Below are 17,986 nucleotides of genomic sequence, written 5' to 3' on the forward strand. Positions count from 1 at the left end.
CTCACGAAAGGGCCGCGATCAGCGGGAGCGCGATACCGGTGAGCGTGAGCACGAGCCCGATGCCAGCGAGTGCGACGCCGCGGGTGTACTGCGTTCGCGAGGCCGCCGATTCGCTTCCTGTTGTGAGCAGGTACTGTTCCTGTTCCCGTTTTCGTTCTCGGTCCCCGGTTTCCGGTCCCCCCACGACGATATCTATCGTCTCTCCCCACTCGTCGGGCCGGTCAATAATTCGTCCACCGAAGACGTGCACGTCGTCGCCGGGCTCGAGTCGCCGGTACTGCAGTCGATACCGAGTATCCGACCCGGCTGACGGGTGATGGCGTCGCTGGTGGTCACTCCGGTGTGCGCGCCAACTGCGGGTGCTCTCCGTTGTCTCTGACTCGCCGGACTCGAGTAGCGCCTGCAGTTCGGGTCCAGAATCGTGGCCGACGAGGGTGGTGTCGAAGTCGGGGTCGCCGTGCGTCGTCTCCACGGTCTCCCACTCGTCGAACTCGGTCGTCGCGCCGGTCGGGTCGACCTTGGCATGAACGGGGCCGTCGACGACGAACGGGCGTGCGTACTCGCCGTCCTCGCTCTGGCCGATCGTCACCCATCGCCCGCCGCGCCGGTCGTCCGACTGGCTGGCTTCGTAGCGCTGGATTCGGACCGAGGCACACAGCGCCGGCGTGACTGGGGTTTCTGGGTCCTGATTCTGGACTTGGTCCTGGTCCGGCTGTGACGACCGCTGAGTGCTGGAGCGCGGCGGCTGCTGGGTCAACGGCTGTGACGATTGCTGGGACGAAAGTTGTGACGGCTGTTGGGAGGGTGACTCGAGTACCGTGTCATCTGTCTCGGTCTCGGTCTCGGTCCCGGTCCCAGTCTCGATTCCGGCCCTATTCCCGCCCACGCTCTCTTCGAGCGGTCGTGCAGTACCCACGAGTTCTACCGGTTTTGCTGCGCTCGAGAGGGTTTTCGGTGTGAGCGGATCGCCAGTCGTGATTCGGTAGGCTCGTCGCAGGTAGCGACTCCCGTGGAGGACCAGTACGAGGCCAATCGTTGCAAGGGCGAGACCAAGCAGGAGGGGCATGCGTGGCTGGTATGGACGCGAGTTACAAAATAGTGGGTTTCACTGTCACGGGACGGTCGTCAAGGAGCACGACCCGTGGTCAGTCGTCTGCCGGTGCCGGCGAATCACCGGCGGAGACGCCCGTTCCCGGACCGATTTCGATCTCGAGGGCTTCGAGTTTCTCGTCGGGCACGACGCCGTCGACCCAGCCGCGGTGGTCGTAGTACTCCTCTTTCATCTCCTCGAGTTCGCAGAACTCGCCCTCGCTCGCACCCTGGCCGGGGATGCCGTCCTCGCCGTCGAGGAAGCGCGCCGGGAGCGAGTCGTCAGCGCCGTCGAAGCCGACGAGGTTGTTGTAGTAGCGCTCCAAGTTGTAGATGCGTTCGCCGGCTTCGAGCAGTTCGTCCTCGGTGACGTCGAGACCGGTCATGCCGTTGTACTGGAGCACGTATTCCTCGATGCCCTCCGCGAAGGCGTTGAACTTGCAGATGTCGAACGAATCGCTGATGGCATGCAGATCCTGGAAGGCGGCGGTGAGTTCGCCTTTCCCCTCGTACTCGTACGGGTCCACCTTTTCCGGAATGCCCAGAATCTCGGCGGCGGGCGTGTACCCGCGCAGGTGGCAGGCTCCACGATTCGAGGTGGCGTAGCCGATACCCATTCCCTTCATACAGCGCGGATCGTAGGCCGCGATCGTCTGGCCCTTCACCGCGAGGGAGTTGTCGTGGGCCTCCTTGCGATCCGCAACGCGGCGTGGCCCCTCCGCGAGCAGATCCGCAAGGTCGTCCTCGCGACGGGCGATCCGCTCGATCATGTCGATCATGGTCTCGGTGTCGCCCCACTCGAGTTCTCCTTCGTCGAGTTTGCCTTCCTCGGTCATCTCCATGGCCATCGCCATCATATTGCCCGTTTCGATGGTGTCGACGCCCATGTCGTTACAGCGGTCGAGCATGAGCGCGACGGCGTCGCGGTCTGTGTGACCCGAGTTCGGGCCGAGCGCGTAGGCGGATTCGTACTCGTAGGATTCGGTGCGGACGTTCATCTCCTCGCCCTTGTGCATCGCCTGCACTTCGACTTCCTTTTTGCAGGCGACCGGACAGGAGTGGCAGGTGGGTTCGTCGACGAGGATGTTCTCGCGGACGTTCTCTCCGGAGACGCGTTCGGCGTCGATGTCGACGCCCTCTGCGTCGCGCATGGCCTCAGTCGAGGTATAGCGTCCGTTTTTCGTTGGCAGGCCGTCCATCTCCTCGCCGATGTTCATCAGGACGTTCGTCCCGTACATCGAGAGGCCGCCCTCGTTCGGCGCGGTGACTTCGGATTCGGTGATCGCCTGCATCGCCTGCTGGTGGCCCTCGCGGAACGTCTCCTGATCGGCGGGCTGGGGCATCTTCGTCGTCGACTTGATGACGATCGCCTTGAGGTTCTTCGACCCCATGACACAGCCCGTGCCGCCGCGGCCCGAGGCGCGGTCGTCCTCGTTCATGATACAGGCGTACTTGACCTCGTTCTCACCGCCGGGGCCGATCGCCATCAGCGAGAGGTTCTTCCCGTAGCTGCCGTCGACCTCCTTCTCGAGTTGGTCGCGCGTTTCGTGGACGCCCGCTCCCCAGAGGTCGCTGGCGTCGCGGAGTTCGACCTCACCGTCCTCGATGTGGGCGTAGACCGGGCTGTCGGCTTCGCCTTCGAAGAGGAGGCCGTCGAAGCCGGCCCACTTCAGGCGTGCACCGGACCAGCCGCCGTGGTGGCTGTCAGTGACGGTGCCGGTCAGGGGTGACTTCGTACAGACGGCGATACGGCCGCTCATCGTCACTTGTGTCCCCGAGAGCGGGCCATTCATGAACGCGAGCAGGTTGTCCGGCCCGAGGGGGTCGACGTCTGGACCCTGTTCGAAGACGTACTTCACCCCGAGGCCGCGTGCGCCGATATACTTGCGAGCGTCGTCCTCGTCGATCGACTCGTATGCTACTGACTCCTCAGACAGATCGACTCGAGCGACTCGATCCTGAAAACCGCCAATTTCGGTCATGATAATCCTTCCCAAATTACTTGGACGGCTATCCTGTTAGTTGTTCACACTCATACGAAACTAATTTCGGTTACGTGGCGCTCGGACCACGGTCTGGTCCTCGACAGTCTCTGCGCTGTGGCAGCCGTCGTCCCGCCAGTGGAGCAACCAGGACGGCGCGCTACAGGAGGAGCGCGACGATCGCCAGCACGATGAACACCAGCACGAAGATCCGTGCGATTTCCATCGAGATGCCGGCGACACCCCTGGCACCGACCGCAGCCGCGATGATTGCGAGGACGAAGAAGACGATTGCCCAGTACAGGAATCCATCACCGGCGAGCTGAAGCGGTGGCGCGAACTCGAGCATGGAGCCGGCTATCACCCCGCCCCACATAAACGCCGAGGACCGTCAACCAGAGTTTGGGACGCTAACTACGGGCTACAGCCGAGTAAGGGCTGGTTCCGTGGGTCGTTTCAAACCGATGGAGTCGGTTTCGTATTGCTACATACGATTGATCAACGTATGTTGTGTCCACATCTCCGTCACCCGTATTATCCGCTAGAGCCCCGATTTCAACCGTTCTAACCAGTCTCGCCGCTAACCAGTGACCCCAACGGTTAAGAGATTACGTGTGCTATGATAGCACATGTCTACCTACCGCTCCCCCTTCGACCGACTTCGGGCGAAGTTCGACGAGGCCGAACTCGAGTGCCGGAAGTGTGGGTTCCACGACGAGAGCGGCGGGTGGCAGGTCAATTCGTCGGGTAGCCGCGTCCAGTACCGATTCGTCTGTCCGTCCTGCGACGCGGTGGAGACGCGGGAGATGCGGCTCTGAGTCGCTCTGCATCGTCGCGCGGTCGGCTCTGTTTTACGGCGTGTGTGGCCCCAGGTCCAGACGAAGGCGCTTTAGGCGCTGGCCCGCTTTGTCCTCCCAATGAGTCAACCCACGCCCGAGGTCTACGAGCAGGGCAAGGGCATGGACGCCCACAATCAAGTGATGCGGGAGATCCGCTCGCGCAAGGAGGCGAGCTACGACCCCCACGAGCCGACCCGCGTCTGGCTGGACGAGGACAACACCCCCACTGGCGTCAAGCAGAGCCTGACGATCATCCTGAACACCGGCGGCTGTCGCTGGGCACGCGCCGGCGGCTGTACGATGTGCGGCTACGTCGCCGAGAGTGTCGACGGCGGCAGCGTCAGCCACGAAGCACTGATGAATCAGATCGACGTCTGTCTCGAGCACGAGGCGGAAAATGGCGACGAACCCGCCGATCTCATCAAGATCTACACCTCCGGTTCCTTTCTCGACGAGCGCGAGGTCGGCGCAGAAACCCGACGCGCGATCGCCGACACCTTCGCCGACCGCGAGCGCATGGTCGTCGAATCCCTGCCGGACTTCGTCGACCGCGAGAAGATTGGCGACTTCACCCAGCACGGCGTCGACACCGACGTCGCGATCGGACTCGAGACGGCCACGGATCGCGTGCGCCACGACTGCGTGAACAAGTACTTCGACTTCGCGGATTTCGAGGACGCCTGCGCCGAGGCTGCCGCCGCCGACGAGGAAGCCGACGATACAGCAGACGCCGGCATCAAGGCCTACCTGCTGATGAAGCCGCCGTTCCTCACGGAGTCCGAAGCCGTCGAGGACATGATCTCCTCTGTCGAACGCTGTGCCGCCGTCGAGGGCTGTCACACCGTCTCGATGAACCCGTGTAACGTCCAGCGCTACACGATGGTCGACGACCTCTACTTCAATGACGGCTACCGCCCGCCGTGGCTCTGGTCTGTCGCACACGTACTCGAGGAGACCGCCGATGTCGACGCCATCGTCGTCTCGGACCCGGTCGGTCACGGCTCCGACCGCGGGCCGCACAACTGCCAGGAGTGCGACGACCTCGTCCAGAAGGCGATCAAGGATTTCGACCTGCGACAGGACCCGTCGGTCTTCGAGCAGGTCTCGTGTGAGTGCGAGCGGACGTGGGAGGTCGTGATGGAGCGCGAGCGGAGTTTTAACCAGCCGCTGACTCGATAGCGGCTCGTTCTTCTCGAAAATAGGTCTTGTATCACTCCGCAGTGAGCGGCGGATACGCGACTTCCCAGAGGTGTTCATCGGGGTCCGCAAAATAACCCGAATAGCCGCCCCAGAAGACCTCTTGTGCTAACTTCACCACCTGTCCACCGGCGTCTTCCGCTCGTTCCAGAATCGTATCTACGTCCGTCTTCGAGGAGACGTTGTGTGCCAGCGTAACGCCGGAAAACCCGTTCCCATCGTCCGAAACGGTGGCATCTTCGGCGAGACGATCGCGCGGGTAGATGGCCAACCACGTTCCCTCGAGTGGGAAGAACGCAATATCGTCGTCCGGGTCGCGCTCGCGAATCGGGAACCCGAGTCCGTCCCGGTAAAACTGGATCGAGTCCTCGATATTCGAGACTCCGAGCGTAACGAGCGTGATTTTCGGGCCCATACGGACGGCCCAACGTCGTCCGCGGTGATAATGGTACCTCGTCTGTCAGGCCGATTCGAAGCCGCGCAGCACGCCCTGCCCGTCCGTCGGCCCGACGTCCGGGAGCGTCGCGCGCTCGGGGTGGGGCATCAACACGGCGACGGTCTCGCGGTCGCCGAGAATACCCGCGACGTTGTGCTTCGAGCCGTTCGGGTTCGCCTCGGCGCTCGGTTTACCGTCCTCGTCGCAGTACCGAAAGAGCACGCGGTCGTCGTCCTCGAGTTCGGCGAGTCGGTCCTCGCTGATCTCGTAGCGCCCTTCGCCGTGGGCAATCGGGATCTCGATGACGTCGCCCTCGTCGTAGGCAGCGGTCCAGAGTGTGTCGTCTCGTTCGACGCGGAGATAGACGTGCTCACACTGGAAACGCGCGCTCTCGTTGGTCGTGAACGCGCCGTCGGTGAGGCCGGACTCGCAGCCGACCTGCGCGCCGTTGCAGACGCCGAGGACGGGCGTGCCGTCGGCAGCGGCTTCCCGGACCTCTGCCATGATCGGTGAGCGAGCCGCCATCGCGCCGGCGCGGAGGTAGTCGCCGTAGGAGAAGCCGCCGGGGAGGACGATGCCCGACGTGTCTGCCGGGAGACCGTCCTCGTGCCAGACGATTTCGGCGTCGATGTCGAGGTGAGCGAGCGCGCGCTCGGCGTCGCGGTCGCAGTTCGAGCCGCCGAATCTGATGATCGAAACCGTCACAGTCGACACCCCTCGGTGGTGTGACCGGCGGTTTCGATCAGTGTGATTGAAACGGTCATCTACCGTTCGTCGACCTCCACGTCGTAATCGTGGATAGTCGGATTCGCGAGCAGTCGCTCTGCCATCTCGTCTGCACGCTCGCGCGCAGCCTCGCTCGAGTCCGCCTCGAGATCGATCTCGAAGCGGTCGGCCGAGCGCAGCGAGTCGAGTTCGAAGCCGAGCCGTTCGAGGGCCTGTTTCGTGGTTTCGGCCTCGGGATCGAGGACGCCGTGTTTGAGTCGAACCGTCACCGTCGCGGTGTAGGCGGTCATCACCTGAAACCCCGTAACCGTGCTCAAAAACGCTTTCGGCTTTGGTCCGTGATACACATTCGTGCATAGGGTCCGCCAGAGAGCCAGCCGACGGGATGGTCACGGAAGCGCGCGCCGGACGAACGAGGCGAGACGATACCCGAGCGATCCGTTCTGGTAGCCGCTCCAGCGTCGCATCCCGCCGGCGAGCGTGACTGCCTCGTAGCCCTCCTCCTCGAGTACGGTTGTCGCCTTCCGTGCGACGACGCCGGCTTTGCAGACCGTGACGACGGGTTCGTCTGCCGGAATCTGTGACAGCGACTGGCGGAGTTCGGCGTCGTCCCCGCGGCGCAGGTCGTTGTAGACAGGAACGTTCTGGCTGCCGTCGATGTGGCTGCGCTGGTACGATTTTCGAGGTCGAATATCGAGGATGTATGGTGATGCTCCGGTAGAGAGTCGGTCGTCCAACTCCGGTGGACCGATCTTGTTCATAAAACACAATACTATGTGGGCGTACTAAACGGTGTGGATCGCAGCTTCCGTATGTGCCCCGCTGCTGGCGCTCTCGGCAGCTGACGGTACCGACGCGGTCAACCGGTCTGCCGCCCGTCGGGCACCGGCGATGTTCGCTGCGAACGAGCCAACGGTTCCCGCCGCCAGCGCGCCGGTGGCGAAAAGTGCGGATTTGGAGCCATCAGTTTGCATCCAGGCGAGCGTTTCGTCGTCCAGGACCGGGAGGCCGCGGTGACCGCACTCGAGTTCGAGTTCCCGTGCAAGCCGGTCGACGAAGGGGTGGTCGAACACCGGTTCGAAGCCGGTTGCGAGCACGACGCGGTCGCCGGTGAGACAGCCACCGTCGGCCAGCAACAGCCGTACGCGTCCCTCGGCTGTTCGAGCGGAGCGAACTGTTCCCTGTCGGCGTTGCAGCGAGCCCGCATCGACGGCCGACTCGAGTTGGTCGGCTACCGTTGGTGGGACTGTTCCGTCGTTTCGCGCGGCCTGAATCGTGTCGTATCGCGCCTTCGAGCCGGGTGGATGGCGGTGGAGCTGACGTTCGATGTGGTTCCAGTTGATCCAGTGTGGGTCGGCTTCGATGGCGGCCGTCTCGAGGTCGTGTCGCGAAAGGAGTGTGGTATCGGCGCTCTCGGTGGTCCTGGAAGCAGGTTCACCATCGTGCTCGGCGAGACAGCGCGCGAGCTGGGCTGCGGTGACGCCACCGCCGACCACGATTGTCTTCCCCTGTTCGTCTCTGGCTCGAGCGGGGTCGAAGTCGTCGTCCCAGACGTGCGTTATCGATTCGACGCCGTCGGCCCACGACGGCCGCCGATAGCGGTCGCCGGGACCGATCGCGAGGACGCACGTTCTGGTGCGGATCGAACTGGTTCGGCCCGCCCGATCAGTGGTCTCGACAACGAGCGGTCCGCTCGAGCCGTCGCGGCGGATCGACGTGACGGTCGCCTGTTGGTGGAGGTCGTCGATCCCTGTCCGATCGATGACGAATTCGGCGTAGTCGAGGAAGAGCGACAGCGACGGCCGGCGCGGATAGCTCGGCCGCGGGAGGAGTTCGTCTTCCCGGTCGCGCGCCTCCGCAAAACTCTCCAGGCCGAACGGATCGGTCCCGACGTGGTGGACGAACGTCGATCGCAGTGCCTCCATGTCACAAGCCCGAGCCTTCTGTCGGAACGACTCGAGTAGCTGCTCGTGTGGATCGACGATACAGAGATCATCGCGCGTGAGGTCGGTATCGTCGAGGAGCCGCTGGCAGCAGTAGGTGCCGTGGATACCGCCGCCGACGATGACGCACTTGTTCATGGACCGCTGCTACGCGATGTTATTATTTTAAACCAATGGGTTGTTAACTCCTGGTATAGTATGGTGACTTGGTTGCTAATCATCTACAGAAAACTGTGCCGTTGTCCAGGGTGGACGGAGCCGCCACGCGAACGGTGGGAATTTTACTATTGGATTGCGAACAGGAATACATGAGCGAACCGCAGGCTACGGGCCGGTCGTCACAGATAGCAGTTGCGTTCCTTCTCGTTGCACTGCTTGCGGCGTTCGTCGCGCTCGTGGTGATCGACTCGTCGGTCGCAGTCGTTCTCGGGATTATGGTTCTCATCTTCGGCGGTGACCTGCTCCGTGACCTCACATCGTCACTCACTGCACCCGCACCCGCGTCCGAGTCGGGCACTTCCAGTGATGACGAGACCGATGTCTCCGACGAACCCGAAGACGCCCTCGAACGGCTCCGGGTCAGGTACGCTGACGGCGACCTCTCCGACGCCGAGTTCGAGCGTCGACTCGAGTTACTCCTCGAAACCGGTTCTCTCAGCGACGCCGAGCGATACCTCGCGGGCGACGATGCCGGCGAACCGTTTGAGGACGATAGTGGACGTGGACATGGGAATGGCCGTGCACGCGGACACGATAATAGGCGCTCGAACATCGAGGATCACTCGAGTTCCGAACTCGAGCGGTCGACCGAGTGAGGAACGTACAACGATCCGCTTCAGTAGACGTACTCGTCGGCCATCTCCGCGGGCGTAATCACGTCCAGCTCGCCCGCCGCCGCGTGCGCCTCGATCCGGGAGAGCGCCGCTTCGAACCCTGCCCGTGCGTCCCGACTCGAGAGTCGGTGGAACGCGAACGTCGTGATCCCGTTCCACCGGACCGTTCGTTCGAGCGCCGCCGTCGCCTCCTCGGGGGTCGGGTTGGCGAGCACCGAGCACCGGTGTGGGTTCCTCGCGAATCCCTGGGCGGACGAGCGCCCCGCGAACGCGAGATCGTAGTTCTCCCGGACGAGTTCGGACGCGGCCTCGGAGTACTGGGAGTAGGGATACGCAAAGAAGCGGCCCACGTCGTCGTACCCTTCGTCGGCGAGCCAGTCAACGGGGTCGACGACGGCCGCTTCCACACGGTCCGCGTCGGCGGCCTCGAGGTGCCGGCCAGCGGCGGACTGAACGCCGATCGTCCACCCTTCGTCGGCGAGTTCGCCGACCTGTTCGCGCGTGAGGCGGTCCTCCTCGGCTGACTCCCCGCCGCGGAGTCGCTCGGGCGGGACGAACGCGGCCGCCGGGATATCGGCCGAGGAGACGCGCGACAGCGCGTCGGTGTAGTGTTCCTCGTAGCCGCCGTGCAACTGGAGCAGCACTTTCCCCCGCTCCGGTTTGGGAACGAAGTGGAAGTCGTCGACCCACTGTCGGCCCTCGGCGTCGCCGCCGAACCAGCGGATGACCTGGAGGACGACGACCTCGCTCAGGTCGGGATCGCCGCGCACGCGGGTGACCCCGAAGTTGTCGTGCGTGAGCGACGTCCCGCCCGGAAACTGCGTGCTGTACTCGAGGTAGTGGGCGTCCTCGTCCTGCAACTGGATGCGTACCACTCCCTGGTCCGTGTCGGTGGCCAGAGCGAGTCCAGGGGCGACATTCCGGACGTCGATAGGTTCGTCCAGTCGGCGGCGGATCCGGACTTGGCCTTCCGACTCCGGCGATGATGTCAGGAGCGCACACTGCGTTCCGTCGTACGAACGGCTCCTGTCAGCCTCGAGAAAGCCGATATCCTGCCACTCCCACCACTCGTCGAGATCCTCGAAATCGTCGAACGACCCGGCCAACTCCGGGTAGTCGTCCTGCTGGTCAGATCCGTCGGGGTCGTCGGTAGTGCCGTCGGTTGATCCGTCGTCGTCGGTCGATTCACCGCCATCGGTCGATTCGCTGCCGTCGCGGTCACCGCTGGCGTCCGGTTCGTCTGCTCCGCTGAGTTCCGTACACCCGGCAAAAACGGTCGCTGCACTCGTTGCGAGATACGCTCGTCGGTCCATCGGTTCATCGAACGTACATCCTGGGTCGGTCGATTGTTATGTGCGACGTATCCCGACCGTGCACGGCTGTATCCCGGCGGTGCGCACCAGTAACCGGGTCGAGCGAGGAGGGCGCGACGACCGATGTTCAGATGTCGGTCCTGCGGCCGCTATCGCCGTCTCGTTCCCTCTCCACGGGGAACGTACTCGAGTAGCAGCGAACTCGGAGCATCGTCGCCGTTCGCGTGACGAACGTTCACTAGTCACCACCTATCGCTCTCGCCGGCCGAACTGGTTCGGCCGGCTGCCGTGCAGTGGCAGTGGTCACTGACCCGGACTACCTGCAACAATGTTAATAATACAGAGTCCTAAGATAATAACTACTATTGGTGTCCATATAATGTTGTTAACTGATGGACGATTCGATCCCCGTCACGGTACTGTCCGGAACGCTCGGCGCGGGCAAGACGACCGTGCTGAACCACCTCTTACACGAGAGCGACCGGGACCTCGCCGTGCTCGTCAACGACATGGGCGAGGTCAACGTCGACGCCGAACAGGTCGCCGAATCCTCGGACATCGCGGACGAGGACGAGGAACTCGTCGAACTCTCGAACGGCTGTATCTGCTGTGAGTTGCGCGGCGACTTGCTCGATGCTGTCGGCGAACTCACTCGCAACTCGCAGGGCCGCAAGTTCGACGCGCTCGTCGTCGAGTCGACCGGCGTCGCCGAACCGCTGCCGGTCGCCCAGACCCTGACGCTCGGCTTCGACCAGTCGGATCTCGATCCGACCGAGTTCTACGAGGAAACCGGCATCGAGCCGCTCGAGAACTGCCACCTCGATACGACCGTTACGGTCGTCGACGCCCACCAGTTCCAGACCGCGATGGAGTCGGACGAGCGCCTCGACGACGATGGCACCGAGAAACACCTCGGCGATCTCCTCATCGAGCAGGTCGAGTTCTGTGACGTGCTCGTACTCAACAAGTGCGACCTCGTAGACGATGAGACGCTCTCCCAGATCGAGCAGACGCTCGGCGTACTCCAGCCGCGCGCGAAACTCATCCGAGCGGAACACGGCCGCATCGAGCCCGACGACCTCGTCGAGACCGACCGGTTCGACTTCGAGGCGGCCCGTCACTCCGCAGGGTGGATTCAGGAGCTCCAGGAACCCCACCAGTCCGCCGAGGAAGAACACGGCATCACCTCGTTCGTTTTCGAGGCACGCCGGCCGTTCCATCCCGAACGGTTCGCCGACCTGCTCGATCGGTTCCCCGATTCGGTCGTTCGGGCGAAGGGGCACTTCTGGCTCGCCAGCGGCGAGGATGACCAAAGCGGAGCCTCGACGACGGAAACGGGAGCGAAGCGACAGGTGAGCCGCGAGGACGAGGCCCTCACGGTCAACGTCGCCGGACAGTCTATTCGGGTCGCTCCTGGTGGACAGTGGATCGACTCCCTCCCAGCGGCCGAGCGCCAGGAACGGCTCGAATCGAATCCGGAACTCGAGTCCACGTGGCACGAGCGATGGGGTGACCGACACACCCGGCTGGTGTTGATCGGCGCAGAGATGGATCACGAGGCGGTTCGTGCGGATCTCGAGGACTGTCTGCTCACGGACGTGGAACTGGCTGCTGACAATCCAACGTACGAGGATCGCTTCCCGACGTTCGAGGTGCCGGCGGAAGACGGGGCGTCACCGGACGACGCTCCAGCGGACGAACAGGAGGCCGAGCGAGCCGAAGATGAGTCGGTGTCGAGCGCTGCCGGAGATGCAGAGGAGATTGGCATTGCGGATTGACGAAGTGCGAACTGAACGAGGGTACACCCAGTGACAGATCACGATTCAGAGAGACAGGCTGACGCACAGTCGTCGTCATCATCGCCATCGTCGTCACCGCCGTCGCCACCGACCTCGTCACCGACGCAATCGCCGTCCGCTGCCGGCGGGAGCGCAGGTGGAGAGCACGGCTCCGGCCGGGATGAACTACGCGAGGCGAAACGCTGCGAGGAACAACTACACGAGGAGACCGATGTCTCCCCGTGTTATCAGGCATACGTCGACCAAACCGACCAGGGTCGTGCCGTCTGCACCATCTACTCCGAATTCAATGCGAGTACGGCCCGGGACACCTGGATCAGGGCTGTCGGCGACGCCTTCGTCTCACGCGAGGAGTGTCGGTAGCGAACCAGATCGTTGCAGCCGTGACGCTCACCGAACGTGCCTACTATCGGCTCACACTCACTCGCATCCACCACCCGCCTCATCATGACTCACACGACAACTGGCAACGAGAACACCATCACACTCAAACCAACACCAACACTATCACCATGTCCACTCACTTCCAAACCGTAATGAAAACCGCCGTCAGCGACCAGCAGCGATACGACGCACTCGCCGAACTCGCCGCCAGCGACGACCGAACCGCCCTCGGCGTCATCGTCCGCACCGGCGGCCTCCGGGGCGAGTTCCGCCGGCAGGCACTCGAGTACCTGGCTGACTGTCACGCGACGACCGAACTCGAGTCGCTCGCCGAGGAGACGACGATCGAGCGGTCGTTGCGGCGGCGAGCGGCTGTGTTGGCGTAGGTGCTGTTGTTGCGGTTGCGATTGCGGTTGTGGTTGCTGTTGTGGCTGCTGCTGCCGCCGAGGGGGCCACGTTCGGACAGCAGTGGTATCGATTCACTCTCAGTGGCGGCGCGGAAAGCAGGACTTTTAGCCGCCCATAGACTGAGGTGCGTACTGATACTTGATGCTACTGCAGATGTTGACGACCCGACGAACGCTCGAGCGGAGGTGGCCACGATGACGACAGACGTGACTGAAATTACGGTGATCGGAGACGACGACACCGGGCTCGTTGCCCGTGTAACGAGCCTCCTGTTCGAGCGCGGGATCAACATCGAAGACCTCGATCAGGCGGTTCGCGACGGCGTCTTCCGGATGTACCTCGCCGTCGACACCTCGGAAATGGTCTGTACCGAGGAGACACTTCGCGAGGATCTGCACGAACTCGGCGAGGATCTCAGCCTCGACGTGCAGGTTCGGTTCCCGGCTGACCGGGAGACCCAGCAGATCGCCGTCCTCGGAACGAAGGAGAGCCACTGTCTCGAGGCGCTGTTCGAGGCCTGGGCGAACGACGAACTCGGTGCCGACATCGGCGTCGTCATCGGCAACCACGACGACCTCCAGCCGTTGGCCGAACACTACGGCGTCCCGTTCCACGACATCGGCGACGAGAAGGGCCAACAGAACGAGGAACGCCTGCTCGAAGTCCTGGCGGAGTACGACGCCGACCTCATCGTGCTCGCCCGCTACATGCGCATCCTGAGTCCGAACGTCGTCTTCCGCTACGAGGACCGCATCATCAACGTCCACCCGTCGCTGCTGCCGGCGTTCCCCGGTGCCGAAGCGTACCGACAGGCCGTCGAGGAAGGCGTTCGCGTCGCCGGCGTGACCGCCCACTACGTGACGACCGACCTCGACCAGGGGCCGATCATCACCCAGCGCGCGTTCGACGTGCCGGACGACGCCGACGTCGACGACATGAAACGCCGAGGCCAGCCACTCGAGGCGGACGCGCTCCTCGAGGCGGTCAAGCTCCACCTCAACGGCGACGTCTCCGTCCACCGCGGCCGAACGACGGTTCGGGAAAACGGCACCGGCTACCAGCTCGGCCTCCCCACGGAAATCGACGAGGTGTCGCCCGACCGGCCGGTCGACGGCATTGGAAGCGTCGTCGCAGACGACGGCTGATATCGAACCCACTTCGGCCTCCGTACTCGAGTACTAGCAGGTGAACGGACGCGGTCTGTGGGTCGCGTATCACTGGCACGGATGCCACTGTTTCGGAACCGAGTGAATTAGTTCTCAATTGTCGCACGATCGTCGCATATCGTTTTCGAACGGGTAGTTATTCGTCTATATCCGAAACGTTCATCACCCGCACGGAAAGATATACAAACATGACTCCCAGAACGGAGCCACTCGATCGGCAGATGGGAACTGACTCCGACGTGGTCGCCGCGGTTGACGAAATCGACGGCGAGACGCAGTTCATCGTCGCCGATATCGCTCGTGACGACGCGTGGCTTTCGGCGACACCGTCGAGCGCCGCCGAACTCGAGCGGTGGCGATAATCCGTTGGGAACCAATTGTGCCGCCGCGATGCAGTCGTGCTGCTGGTAGTACTGGAGCCGGTTGGCGGTAGTTTTCACGTCACTGCTCCCGCTCGTCGTGATCGACAGTGACGCCTTCGAACAACGGCTGGAGCTCCGCGTCCAACTGTGCGGTCAGATTCTCTCGTTCGCCCATCGTGAGCGAGGCCGCGATTGCGTCCGTTACGGCCTCGATATAGCGCGCTACGTCGTCGGACTCGGGGTCATCCTCTTGGAGTCGCTCGCTGACCCGGTTCGTGAAGTCGTCCCGGTCGTAGCCTGCACCGTCGTGGGTTGCGTCTGCCAGGCGGTCGCCGAGTTCAGGCGGGAGTTGGCGGGCGACATCTTCGGCTTGCCCCTGGGTCAGGGTTTCGCCGAGGGTGTCGAGGACGGCCGCGGTTGCGGTTTCGGTTCGGTCTCTGGTGTCGAGGTGGCTGCGTTCCTGAACGTGGCCGTAGAACTCATCGAGTTGCATGGCTGGGCGTTCACGAGACAGGAGTATCTGGGTTGGGCACTCAGGTGCAAGGCGCTCTGGGGTCGTGTTAGTGGCGTTCATCCGATGTGAGACACACCGCGTGTGCACCTGGGAACATGTGCTACTGTACGTTTATCGTCGGTACTCTCGTACTATGGGTTGGTATGGCACAACACGAAGTGAGAGAGACGATTGTCGTGGATCAGTACACGCGCGGCCTCGTTGGGCCGGACCAGGAGTGGGCGGGCACTGTCGCCGACGGCGGAACGATCGAGACGTACACGCCGCCGGCGTGCTGGGGGCCGATGATCACGCCCGAGTTCCGCGGCGGGCACGAGGTCACACGACCGATCCGCGTCGAGAACGCCGAAGTCGGTGACGCCGTCGCACTAACCATCCGGGACATCGAGGTGACGAGTCTCGCGACGAGCACGGGGACAATGCGCGAGCGCGAGGGTGCGTTCGGGGACGACCCGTTCGTCGACCACCGCTGTCCCGAGTGTGGCACCGAGTGGCCCGAGTCGGTCGTCGAGGGGACCGGCGAGGACGCGATTCGCTGTGCGGAGTGCGGCGCGAACGCCTCCGCGTTCGGGTTCGAGTACGGCTACACCGTCGTCTTCGACGAGGACCGTACTGTCGGCGTCACTATGGACGAGGCCGGTGCTCACGAACTCGCCACAGACGCCGAGGACGTGATGGACATCCCCGAGAACTCGCGTCAGCACCCAATCTTGCTGTACGAACCCTCGGAGATGCCCGGCACACTCGGCCGTCTGCGCCCCTTCATCGGCAACGTCGGGACCACGCCGCCGGTCGAACTCCCCGACTCGCACAACGCCGGCGACTTCGGCCAGTTCCTGCTCGGTGCCGACCACGACTGGGGACTCGAGAGCGAGGCCGAACTCGAGAAGCGGACCGATGGCCACATGGATATCTCCGACGTGCGCGCCGGTGCGACGCTCATCTGTCCCGTGAAAGTCGACGGCGCGGGCGTCTACGTCGGTGATCTGCACGCGAACCAGGGCGACGGCGAACTCTCACTGCATACGACCGACGTGAGCGGGACTGTGACGATGGACATCGAGGTCATCAAGGGACTCGACATCGACGGGCCGATCCTCCTGCCGAACGAGGAAGATCTGCCGTTCATCAGCAAACCCTACAGCGACGACGAACTGGCGACCGGTCGCGAACTCGCCGCCGCCCACGGCGTCGATCTCGCGGACGATATGGGTCCGATCCAGGTCATCGGAAGCGGCGCGACGATCAACGACGCAACCGAGAACGCGTTCGACCGAGCCGGCACGCTGCTCGACATGACCGAGGGCGAAGTCCGCGGGCGGTGTACGTTCACCGGCGGCGTTCAGATCGGACGGCTGCCGGGTGTCGTCCAGCTCGACATGCTCGCTCCGATGGATCGGCTCGAAGAACAGGGGCTCGCACCGCTGGTGCGTGAACAGTACGATCTGGATGGCTGATACCGGATCGGTTCCGCTCTTGGCTCTGGAACCGGGCCGGACCGAGAAATCGGCGAGAAGACGACCAAGTCGGCGACAGTGTGTTAGTCGGCTTCGTTGGCGTTCGTCTCGAGTGCGGGGCCACCGTGTGGGGCAGTTTCCGACGAGTCACCGGAGACGACCGGGGCGAGTGCGAGGGACACCATCGCGACGACGAAGACGGCGAGCATCACGCTCGCGACGATAGTGATACCGTACATTGGGTCAAACGGGGCGATACTTGATGCGACGCTCGTGGCAAACGTCATGTGCGCTCAGTAACTCCTCGTTACTCGGCGCATATGAGGATTACTGTCTGCATCGAGTCGGGAATCGAACCAGTTCGGGTGACCGTCGGTGCACAGCAAAACAACTCCGCAACGTGCGTCCGGGAACGATCTGAAACGTGGCTGTGCTTACAGGCGCTGAACAGCGCCGATCGCCGACGAGAGCGGCGGCGCGTCGAACAGTTCCTGGCCGGTGTAGGCGTTGGCCCCCGCACAGTACATGTTCCGGGCAGTAGTTAGCACGTCCTCGTCGAGCGGCTGTGGATCGCGATCACACAGCGACTTCCAGTTCGCGACGTTCTCCTGTTTCGCCTCGGCCTTCGCGGCCTTGACCGCCTGCACCCACTCCGGCTGCGTGCGCTTGTGGTGCTGGCGCAGGACTTCCTTCGAGAGCTGTGTTCCCTCGTAGCTGAAGCGATTCTCGTCGAACGTACCGACGACGTCTGCAACACGGACCTCGCCGTCGTAGTAGAGACACTCGATCTTGCCGTCCTGGTGAGTCAGTCCGGCCGACTCGGCCTGTTCCGTGATGATCCGGTTGACCTCTCGGGCGAGGTCCGCGAGCACGTCGATATCGGCTCGACCGGCGATCGAATCCGCTTCCTCCCGATCGAGGTAGCGATCTCCCTCCTCGTACTTCGTGGAGAACTCGACGATCGGCTCGTCGAGATCGACCGCTCCCTCCGGCCAGCTTTCGAAGTCGAGTCCGTGGTCTTCGGGATCGGTTCGGCTGCGTAGACTCGACCCAATCGGCACCTCGTTGCGGAAGATGATCTCGAGCGGGATCAGATAATTGTGGCCGGCAACCTCGTGGTAGTGGTCGTAGTCGTAGTCTCGCCCCTCGTTTGGGAGGTCGGGAACCTGCGTCAGGTCGATCGCCATCTGCCAGGGTGGGCGGGAGGCGTCCGCGAGTCGGATGACTTCACCGTCCTCGATGACGCCGCGGTAGTGGGTCGCGACGCCTTCGGACTCGAGTAGCTCGAAGTTGTACGCGCCCATGGTACAGAGACTTGCGCCCTTTTCGGCGATCTGGTCGGGCATCTTCCCCCAGTCGAAGACGGAGTAGTCGTCGGTGAAGACGAAGAGGCCGCGACCGAGGTCGGTTTCGGTCGCTTCCTCGTCGATCTGGAACTCCTTGACGCTCGTCACGTTCGCCACCTCACGCTGGTACGGAACCGGTCACCGTCGTCCATACCTCAGATGCCGCGGGCGTGGGTCAAGAAGGTTTCAGTA

21 protein-coding genes are annotated in these 17,986 nt (G+C 63.4%); 9 read left to right on the forward strand and 12 right to left on the reverse strand.

The genetic code is table 11. The annotated features are described in order from the left end of the window. Position 1: 1 nt before the first annotated feature. From BBD46_RS15630 to BBD46_RS15640, 3 genes are all read right to left on the reverse strand, one after another. Entirely contained in the window at positions 2-1,066 is a 1,065-nt protein-coding gene (locus BBD46_RS15630) for a hypothetical protein (RefSeq protein WP_071402625.1), read from the reverse strand. 79 nt (positions 1,067-1,145) lie between these two features. Continuing rightward, complete coding sequence (locus BBD46_RS15635) at positions 1,146-3,071, reverse strand: aldehyde ferredoxin oxidoreductase family protein (protein WP_071402626.1); 1,926 nt, start codon at positions 3,069-3,071, stop codon at positions 1,146-1,148. 160 nt (positions 3,072-3,231) lie between these two features. Next, positions 3,232-3,420, reverse strand: coding sequence for a DUF1328 family protein (locus tag BBD46_RS15640; protein ID WP_071402627.1), 189 nt, complete (start codon positions 3,418-3,420; stop codon positions 3,232-3,234). 280 nt (positions 3,421-3,700) lie between these two features. Here BBD46_RS15640 and BBD46_RS15645 point away from each other — a divergent pair, with 280 nt between their 5' ends. After that, entirely contained in the window at positions 3,701-3,889 is a 189-nt protein-coding gene (locus BBD46_RS15645) for an HVO_0649 family zinc finger protein (RefSeq protein ID WP_004215107.1), read from the forward strand. Positions 3,890-3,988: 99 nt separating this feature from the next. Next, the gene (locus BBD46_RS15650; RefSeq protein ID WP_071402628.1) at positions 3,989-5,089 is read left to right on the forward strand and encodes an archaeosine biosynthesis radical SAM protein RaSEA; all 1,101 of its coding nucleotides are present in this window, start codon (positions 3,989-3,991) and stop codon (positions 5,087-5,089) included. Between the two features lie 31 nt (positions 5,090-5,120). Here the strand turns inward: BBD46_RS15650 and BBD46_RS15655 are convergent, their stop codons facing one another. The 5 genes from BBD46_RS15655 to BBD46_RS15675 all read right to left on the reverse strand — a co-directional run bounded on the left by BBD46_RS15655 (position 5,121) and on the right by BBD46_RS15675 (position 8,350). Further along, complete coding sequence (locus BBD46_RS15655; RefSeq protein ID WP_071402629.1) at positions 5,121-5,522, reverse strand: VOC family protein; 402 nt, start codon at positions 5,520-5,522, stop codon at positions 5,121-5,123. A 45-nt stretch (positions 5,523-5,567) separates the two neighbouring features. After that, the gene (gene purQ, locus BBD46_RS15660) at positions 5,568-6,248 is read right to left on the reverse strand and encodes a phosphoribosylformylglycinamidine synthase I (RefSeq protein ID WP_071402713.1); all 681 of its coding nucleotides are present in this window, start codon (positions 6,246-6,248) and stop codon (positions 5,568-5,570) included. Between the two features lie 59 nt (positions 6,249-6,307). Next, entirely contained in the window at positions 6,308-6,559 is a 252-nt protein-coding gene (gene purS / locus BBD46_RS15665; protein ID WP_004215112.1) for a phosphoribosylformylglycinamidine synthase subunit PurS, read from the reverse strand. Between the two features lie 99 nt (positions 6,560-6,658). Then, on the reverse strand, positions 6,659-7,030 hold the full coding sequence (locus tag BBD46_RS15670; protein ID WP_071402630.1) for a rhodanese-like domain-containing protein: 372 nt from the start codon (positions 7,028-7,030) through the stop codon (positions 6,659-6,661). A gap of 24 nt (positions 7,031-7,054) precedes the next feature. Next, positions 7,055-8,350 (reverse strand): FAD/NAD(P)-binding protein, encoded by a 1,296-nt coding sequence (locus BBD46_RS15675; RefSeq protein ID WP_071402631.1) that lies wholly within the window; start codon positions 8,348-8,350, stop codon positions 7,055-7,057. Between the two features lie 170 nt (positions 8,351-8,520). On the opposite strand from BBD46_RS15675, the gene BBD46_RS15680 reads away from it, so the two are divergent. Beyond that, entirely contained in the window at positions 8,521-9,027 is a 507-nt protein-coding gene (locus tag BBD46_RS15680) for an SHOCT domain-containing protein (RefSeq protein WP_171908220.1), read from the forward strand. Between the two features lie 20 nt (positions 9,028-9,047). Here the strand turns inward: BBD46_RS15680 and BBD46_RS15685 are convergent, their stop codons facing one another. Further along, positions 9,048-10,358: a polysaccharide deacetylase family protein gene (locus BBD46_RS15685; protein WP_071402632.1), complete on the reverse strand. Its 1,311-nt coding sequence runs from the start codon at positions 10,356-10,358 to the stop codon at positions 9,048-9,050. 389 nt (positions 10,359-10,747) lie between these two features. Here BBD46_RS15685 and BBD46_RS15690 point away from each other — a divergent pair, with 389 nt between their 5' ends. The 5 genes from BBD46_RS15690 to BBD46_RS22725 all read left to right on the forward strand — a co-directional run bounded on the left by BBD46_RS15690 (position 10,748) and on the right by BBD46_RS22725 (position 14,477). Beyond that, positions 10,748-12,136 carry a GTP-binding protein gene (locus BBD46_RS15690; protein WP_071402633.1) on the forward strand — a complete coding sequence of 463 codons (1,389 nt, stop codon included), beginning with the start codon at positions 10,748-10,750 and terminating at the stop codon, positions 12,134-12,136. Positions 12,137-12,166: 30 nt separating this feature from the next. Further along, on the forward strand, positions 12,167-12,520 hold the full coding sequence (locus BBD46_RS15695; protein WP_071402634.1) for a DUF7511 domain-containing protein: 354 nt from the start codon (positions 12,167-12,169) through the stop codon (positions 12,518-12,520). Between the two features lie 173 nt (positions 12,521-12,693). Further along, positions 12,694-12,927, forward strand: coding sequence for a hypothetical protein (locus tag BBD46_RS15700; protein WP_394326833.1), 234 nt, complete (start codon positions 12,694-12,696; stop codon positions 12,925-12,927). Between the two features lie 216 nt (positions 12,928-13,143). Further along, positions 13,144-14,094 (forward strand): formyltetrahydrofolate deformylase, encoded by a 951-nt coding sequence (locus tag BBD46_RS15705; RefSeq protein ID WP_071402635.1) that lies wholly within the window; start codon positions 13,144-13,146, stop codon positions 14,092-14,094. A 209-nt stretch (positions 14,095-14,303) separates the two neighbouring features. Then, complete coding sequence (locus tag BBD46_RS22725) at positions 14,304-14,477, forward strand: DUF7556 family protein (RefSeq protein ID WP_171908221.1); 174 nt, start codon at positions 14,304-14,306, stop codon at positions 14,475-14,477. 79 nt (positions 14,478-14,556) lie between these two features. On the opposite strand, the gene BBD46_RS15710 is transcribed toward BBD46_RS22725, so the two are convergent. Next, positions 14,557-14,970, reverse strand: a complete 414-nt coding sequence (locus BBD46_RS15710) for a DUF2267 domain-containing protein (protein ID WP_071402636.1) — start codon at positions 14,968-14,970, stop codon at positions 14,557-14,559. A 164-nt stretch (positions 14,971-15,134) separates the two neighbouring features. Between BBD46_RS15710 and BBD46_RS15715 the strand changes: the two genes are divergently transcribed. Continuing rightward, a complete protein-coding gene (locus BBD46_RS15715) occupies positions 15,135-16,448 on the forward strand; it encodes an acetamidase/formamidase family protein (RefSeq protein ID WP_071402637.1) in 1,314 nt (437 codons plus the stop codon). Positions 16,449-16,531: 83 nt separating this feature from the next. On the opposite strand, the gene BBD46_RS15720 is transcribed toward BBD46_RS15715, so the two are convergent. Then, positions 16,532-16,735 (reverse strand): hypothetical protein, encoded by a 204-nt coding sequence (locus tag BBD46_RS15720; RefSeq protein WP_071402638.1) that lies wholly within the window; start codon positions 16,733-16,735, stop codon positions 16,532-16,534. 147 nt (positions 16,736-16,882) lie between these two features. After that, the gene (locus BBD46_RS15725) at positions 16,883-17,902 is read right to left on the reverse strand and encodes a phosphoribosylaminoimidazolesuccinocarboxamide synthase (protein ID WP_071402716.1); all 1,020 of its coding nucleotides are present in this window, start codon (positions 17,900-17,902) and stop codon (positions 16,883-16,885) included. Positions 17,903-17,986: the final 84 nt, after the last annotated feature.

It is taken from the genome of Natrialba sp. SSL1, from assembly GCF_001861355.1.
In the GTDB taxonomy this organism is placed as follows: domain Archaea; phylum Halobacteriota; class Halobacteria; order Halobacteriales; family Natrialbaceae; genus Natrialba.

What these genes read in the sequence shown, in the direction of transcription:
- BBD46_RS15680 (WP_171908220.1), top strand. Translation starts at nt 8,521, where the DNA reads ATGAGCGAACCGCAGGCTACGGGCCGGTCGTCACAGATAGCAGTTGCG.
- BBD46_RS15705 (WP_071402635.1), top strand. Translation starts at nt 13,144, where the DNA reads ATGACGACAGACGTGACTGAAATTACGGTGATCGGAGACGACGACACC.
- BBD46_RS22725 (WP_171908221.1), top strand. Translation starts at nt 14,304, where the DNA reads ATGACTCCCAGAACGGAGCCACTCGATCGGCAGATGGGAACTGACTCC.
- BBD46_RS15685 (WP_071402632.1), bottom strand. Translation starts at nt 10,358, where the DNA reads ATGGACCGACGAGCGTATCTCGCAACGAGTGCAGCGACCGTTTTTGCC.
- BBD46_RS15635 (WP_071402626.1), bottom strand. Translation starts at nt 3,071, where the DNA reads ATGACCGAAATTGGCGGTTTTCAGGATCGAGTCGCTCGAGTCGATCTG.
- BBD46_RS15650 (WP_071402628.1), top strand. Translation starts at nt 3,989, where the DNA reads ATGAGTCAACCCACGCCCGAGGTCTACGAGCAGGGCAAGGGCATGGAC.
- BBD46_RS15640 (WP_071402627.1), bottom strand. Translation starts at nt 3,420, where the DNA reads ATGCTCGAGTTCGCGCCACCGCTTCAGCTCGCCGGTGATGGATTCCTG.
- BBD46_RS15710 (WP_071402636.1), bottom strand. Translation starts at nt 14,970, where the DNA reads ATGCAACTCGATGAGTTCTACGGCCACGTTCAGGAACGCAGCCACCTC.
- BBD46_RS15655 (WP_071402629.1), bottom strand. Translation starts at nt 5,522, where the DNA reads ATGGGCCCGAAAATCACGCTCGTTACGCTCGGAGTCTCGAATATCGAG.
- BBD46_RS15645 (WP_004215107.1), top strand. Translation starts at nt 3,701, where the DNA reads ATGTCTACCTACCGCTCCCCCTTCGACCGACTTCGGGCGAAGTTCGAC.
- BBD46_RS15670 (WP_071402630.1), bottom strand. Translation starts at nt 7,030, where the DNA reads ATGAACAAGATCGGTCCACCGGAGTTGGACGACCGACTCTCTACCGGA.
- purS (WP_004215112.1), bottom strand. Translation starts at nt 6,559, where the DNA reads ATGACCGCCTACACCGCGACGGTGACGGTTCGACTCAAACACGGCGTC.
- BBD46_RS15720 (WP_071402638.1), bottom strand. Translation starts at nt 16,735, where the DNA reads ATGACGTTTGCCACGAGCGTCGCATCAAGTATCGCCCCGTTTGACCCA.
- BBD46_RS15715 (WP_071402637.1), top strand. Translation starts at nt 15,135, where the DNA reads ATGGCACAACACGAAGTGAGAGAGACGATTGTCGTGGATCAGTACACG.
- BBD46_RS15700 (WP_394326833.1), top strand. Translation starts at nt 12,694, where the DNA reads ATGAAAACCGCCGTCAGCGACCAGCAGCGATACGACGCACTCGCCGAA.
- BBD46_RS15630 (WP_071402625.1), bottom strand. Translation starts at nt 1,066, where the DNA reads ATGCCCCTCCTGCTTGGTCTCGCCCTTGCAACGATTGGCCTCGTACTG.
- BBD46_RS15675 (WP_071402631.1), bottom strand. Translation starts at nt 8,350, where the DNA reads ATGAACAAGTGCGTCATCGTCGGCGGCGGTATCCACGGCACCTACTGC.